Here is a 4536-nt window from a genome sequence, read left to right on the forward strand (position 1 = left end):
CAGCGCCACAGCGCCGTTTCCCGGCCCGCCGAGGACCGGTCGGGCCCGGGGCCTACCGCCCGGCGGCCGCGTCCTCGACCGGCTGCGCCGGCGGCCGGAACGGGCCCCAGGTGAAGGCGGGCAGCCAGGCCTCGGGCGCGGCGCTCCAGTCCAGTCCGGCGATCTGCCCCGGCGAGCGCCGGCCGGTGAGCGAGCGGAGGAGGTCGTGCCGGTGCCCGCGGACGACGGCGGCCGGCTCGCCGTCACCGGCCCGCCACTCGGCGCCCGGCGTCTCGATGCGCAGCGCCGGAAGCCCCAGCGTGCGCACCGCGTTGGAGAAGCCCCGGACGACAAGGTCCAGCGACGAGGGGTAGGACGGGTGGTCCGGGAGCACCGGTTCCCCCAGCGCGACCCGGAGGTCGATCTCATGGGTGAACGCGTCCATCATCAGCATGGTGTGCCGCAGTTGCGGGGACTCGGTGAGCACCCGTTCCACCCCGCCGTCCAGCCGTGACCACTCGGCGAGCAGACCGGCGAGGCCGTCGCCGGAGTCGGCGTGCGGCACCTCCCACAGGTTGCCCGGCGCGTCGGCGGCCACCGTGCGGCAGACCTCCAGCAGATGGCCGACCAGGTCCAGGACCGTCCACCCCGGACAGGCCGGCACGGGAACGTCGGCCACCGCGGGCCGGCCGCCCAGCAGCCCGGTGATGTTCTCCCGGGAGCCGCGGTAGGCGAGATGGTCCGGTGAGCGGTCCCAGAGCGACCCGGTCGTGGCCTCGGCGTTCCGCTGATACGTGCTCATACGGGCTCTCCTTCGGTTGGACGACGTTGCGGGGACGGACCGACGGTGCCGGAACCCCGGTCTCGCGCGGGCCGGTTCCATTGTGGCGCCCGGGTTCCGGGCGACGGCCGGCGGGACGGCGGGCGGAGCACGCCCGAAGACGCCCGGCGGCCGGGCGGGTTCAGAAACGCAACCGTGGAGATGCGGGTCGTGACGCCGCCTCAGGACCATGGGGAGGACCGTCAATTGCGGGACGTGAGCCTGGGAGGGATCGTGCCGACGACCTTCGGATCGCTGCGCCGACTGGTACTGACACCGTCACTGGCCTCGGTGACCTTCGCCGGACGCGGCTTCCCGGTGACACCGACGGAGAGCACCGAACGGCTGGAGGCGGTGCCCCAGGCGGTGGTCTGCGGCTTCGAGTGGGGGATCGACGCCCGGAGCCAGTGGGAGGTCGAGCGCCGACTCGGCCTGGTCGAACCCGAACAGCGCGGATTCGCGTACGAGGGTGCCACCATGGCCTTCACCGTCCTGGACGCGACGGGCCGGGGCCACCGCACCCGTGACCTGCTGGCCGGGTCCGGGCAGCCGCACATCTTCCTGGCGTACATCGGCATCGGCTTCGCCATGGCGCGGCTGCCGAGGTCGCTGTGGCCCAAGGTGCTGCCGGACCTCACCGGGACGCCCTACCACCCGACGATGAGCTGGCTGGCCGTCGACGGCTACGGCTTCGACCTCGCCTACTTCCACACCCGGCGCTGGGTGGACGGGCAGCGCAGGCCCAAGCCGTATCCGTGGCAGGGCGCGCCCGAGTACTTCCAGCGGGCCGTCGACCAGGGCGTCGGACGGGCGCTGTGGTTCATCCACGGCGGATCGCCGGCGAACGTGGCGGCCGCGGTGCGCAGGTTCGGCGCGGACCGGCAGGGCGACCTGTGGAGCGGCGTGGGACTGGCCTCGACCTTCGCGGGGGGCGGCACGGCCGAGGGCCTGGCCGGGCTGCGCGACGCGGCGGGCCCGTACCGGGCGGAGCTCGCCCAGGGGTCGGTGTTCGCCTCCAAGGCCCGTGCGTACGCGGGTTTCGTGCCCGCGCACTCCGAGGTCGCCTCGACGGGCCTGACCGGCCTGTCGGTGGAGGCGGCGGCGAAGGTGGCCGACGCCTGCGCGGTGAACGACCGCACCCCGGGCGCCGCCGGCGGGCCGCCCCCGTACGAGCTCTGGCGGGCGAACGTGCGCGAGCACTTCCGCGAGGCCGGGCCCTCGCCCCGGCCCGCGCCGGGGCCGGCGGCCTGAGTGTTTTCCGGACGAGCCCCGGGCCGGACCGGTGCGAAGTCATCCGCGGGGCGGACCGGCCGCCCCGCGGGAAACCCGAGAGGAGTATGGCGTGTCCAGTGCATGGCGGACGCTCCGACGTCGAGTTCTCACTCCGAGCACCTCTGAAACGCTATTGGAAACGCGTGGTTTCCACCGGAAGTCGCCGGCCGCCCAGGACCTCCTGGAGACGGTCGGCGCGCGGTTCCTGGAGGGCTACGCCCACGCCGTGGAGGCCCGGAACCCGGCGGAGGCGGAATACCCGCTGGAGGAAATCCCGGACCGGTTCCGCGGCTTCGCCTACGAGGGCGCCGGAATGGGCTTCGCCATGCTCGACGGGCTGCGGCTGTCCGGCCGCAACTCGGTGGCCCGCTGCCTCACCGGCCGGGGCGCCGACCACGTCTACATGGTCTACGTCGGCATCGGCTGGGCGATGGCCCGGCTGCCGAGGTTCTGCTGGCCCGACATCGACAAGCTCGACCCGCTGCTGCGCTGGCTGGTGCTCGACGGATACGGCTTCCACCAGGCGTACTTCCGCACCGACCGGTACGTCCACCAGCAGTACCGGGAACCGGCCTTCCCCTGGCCGGCGCACGACTCCCCGTCGTACGCCGGCCGCGCGATCGACCAGGGCATCGGCCGGGCCCTGTGGTTCGTCGGCGGCACCGACGCCGAGCTGGTCGCGACCATGATCGAGAAGTTCCCGGAGTCCCGGCGGTCCGACCTCTACGGCGGCGCCGGACTGGCCGCCACCTACGCCGGCGGCGTGGACGAGGCGGAGCTGTGCGCGTTCCGCGACCGGGCCGGCATCCACGGGCCGATGGTCGCCCAGGGCAGCGCGTTCGCGGCCGAGGCCCGGATCCGGGCCGGACTGCTGGTGCCGCACACGGAGCTGGCCACGCGGGTCTTCTGCGGCATGACGCCCGATCAGGCCGCCGCGGTCAGCCAGGAGGCGCGGCCGAGCGGGCCGGTGCCCGGCGCGCTGCCCGCGTACGAGGTGTGGCGCCAGGCCATCGCCGACCGCTTCGCCGACGTCGGGGGGTGCTGACCGTGGCCGCCACCCGTCGGGTGCCGCCCGGCCCGCCGCGCCGGGCCGCCCCCGTCCTGCTGCGCAGGCTGGTGGGGGACCGGCTCGAAATGATGCGCTCCGCCGCGGCGGAGTACGGCGACGCGGTCCGGATCTCCATGGGCCCCAAGACGCTCTACTTCTTCAACCACCCCGACCACGCCAAGCACGTGCTCGCGGACAACGCGGCCAACTACCACAAGGGGATCGGCCTGGCCCAGGCCCGGCGGGCCCTCGGCAACGGCCTGCTGACCAGTGAGGGGGAACTCTGGCGCAAGCAGCGCCGGCAGATCCAGCCCGCCTTCCAGCACAAGCGGATCGTCCAACAGGCCGGTGCCGTCGCGGAGGAGGCGGCCAAGCTGGTCGGCCGGCTGCGGGCGCACGAGGGCGGCGCACCGGTCGACGTGACCAAGGAGGTCACGGCCCTCACTCTCGGGGTGCTCGGCCGCACCCTGCTCGACGTCGACCTCAGCGCCTTCGAGGCGGTCGGCCACGACTTCGAGGCCGTGCAGGACCAGGCGATGTTCGACATGGTCACCATGGGCATGGTGCCCGGCTGGGTGCCGCTGTCCAAGCAGCTCCGCTTCCGGCAGGCCCGGCAGGACCTGCAACGGGTGGTCGACCGGCTGGTGGCCGAGCGGGTCTCCCGCGACGCCGGGGAGATCGTGGGGGAGGACGCGCTGTCCCGCCTGATCGTCGCCACCCGGCAGGAGCCCGACCACAAGGTCGCCCGCCAGCGGATGCGCGACGAACTGGTCACCCTGCTGCTGGCCGGCCACGAGACCACGGCGAGCACCCTGGGCTGGACGTTCTACCTGGCCGACCGGCACCCCGAGGTGATGGACCGGCTGCACGCCGAGGCCGTCGAGGTGCTCGGCGACCGCCTGCCCGAGTTCGAGGACCTGCACCGCCTGCGGTACACCTCGATGGTGGTCGAGGAGGTCATGCGGCTCTACCCGCCGGTGTGGATCCTGCCGCGGCAGGCCCAGGCGGACGACGAGGTCGGCGGGTACCACGTCCCGGCCGGCTCCGACGTCCTGATCTGCCCGTACACCCTGCACCGCCACTCCCGGTTCTGGGACGACCCGGAGCAGTTCGACCCGGAGCGCTTCGACCGGGACCGGGCCACGGACCGGCCGCGCTACGCCTACATCCCGTTCGGGGCGGGTCCGCGCTTCTGCATCGGCAACCACCTCGGGCTGCTGGAGGCCACGTTCACGATCGCCATGGTCGCCCGGGACCTGCGGCTGAGGAAGGTGCCCGGGTACCGGGTGGTGGCCGAGCCGATGCTGTCGCTGCGGGTGCGCGGCGGCCTGCCGATGACGGTGCACTCCGCCGGCTGAGCGGACACGCCCGCGCCGTGCACGGCAGAGCCCCCGCGACGACGTCGCGGGGGCTCTGC

Annotated in this window: 4 protein-coding genes; 3 read left to right on the forward strand and 1 reads right to left on the reverse strand. The window is 73.9% G+C overall.

What is annotated here, in order from left to right:
• Nucleotides 1–52: 52 nt before the first annotated feature.
• Nucleotides 53–781 carry a maleylpyruvate isomerase family mycothiol-dependent enzyme gene (locus tag ACWGKU_RS40420; RefSeq protein WP_401047757.1) on the reverse strand — a complete coding sequence of 243 codons (729 nt, stop codon included), beginning with the start codon at nucleotides 779–781 and terminating at the stop codon, nucleotides 53–55.
• Between the two features lie 252 nt (nucleotides 782–1033).
• On the opposite strand from ACWGKU_RS40420, the gene ACWGKU_RS40425 reads away from it, so the two are divergent.
• From ACWGKU_RS40425 to ACWGKU_RS40435, 3 genes are all read left to right on the forward strand, one after another.
• Nucleotides 1034–2050: a DUF1702 family protein gene (locus tag ACWGKU_RS40425; RefSeq protein WP_452181031.1), complete on the forward strand. Its 1017-nt coding sequence runs from the start codon at nucleotides 1034–1036 to the stop codon at nucleotides 2048–2050.
• A gap of 91 nt (nucleotides 2051–2141) precedes the next feature.
• Entirely contained in the window at nucleotides 2142–3116 is a 975-nt protein-coding gene (locus ACWGKU_RS40430) for a DUF1702 family protein (protein ID WP_452181030.1), read from the forward strand.
• Nucleotides 3117–3118: 2 nt separating this feature from the next.
• Nucleotides 3119–4477 carry a cytochrome P450 gene (locus ACWGKU_RS40435; protein WP_359912771.1) on the forward strand — a complete coding sequence of 453 codons (1359 nt, stop codon included), beginning with the start codon at nucleotides 3119–3121 and terminating at the stop codon, nucleotides 4475–4477.
• Nucleotides 4478–4536: the final 59 nt, after the last annotated feature.

The organism is Kitasatospora sp. NPDC054768 (assembly GCF_053612025.1).

What these genes read in the sequence shown, in the direction of transcription:
- ACWGKU_RS40420 (WP_401047757.1), bottom strand. Translation starts at nt 781, where the DNA reads ATGAGCACGTATCAGCGGAACGCCGAGGCCACGACCGGGTCGCTCTGG.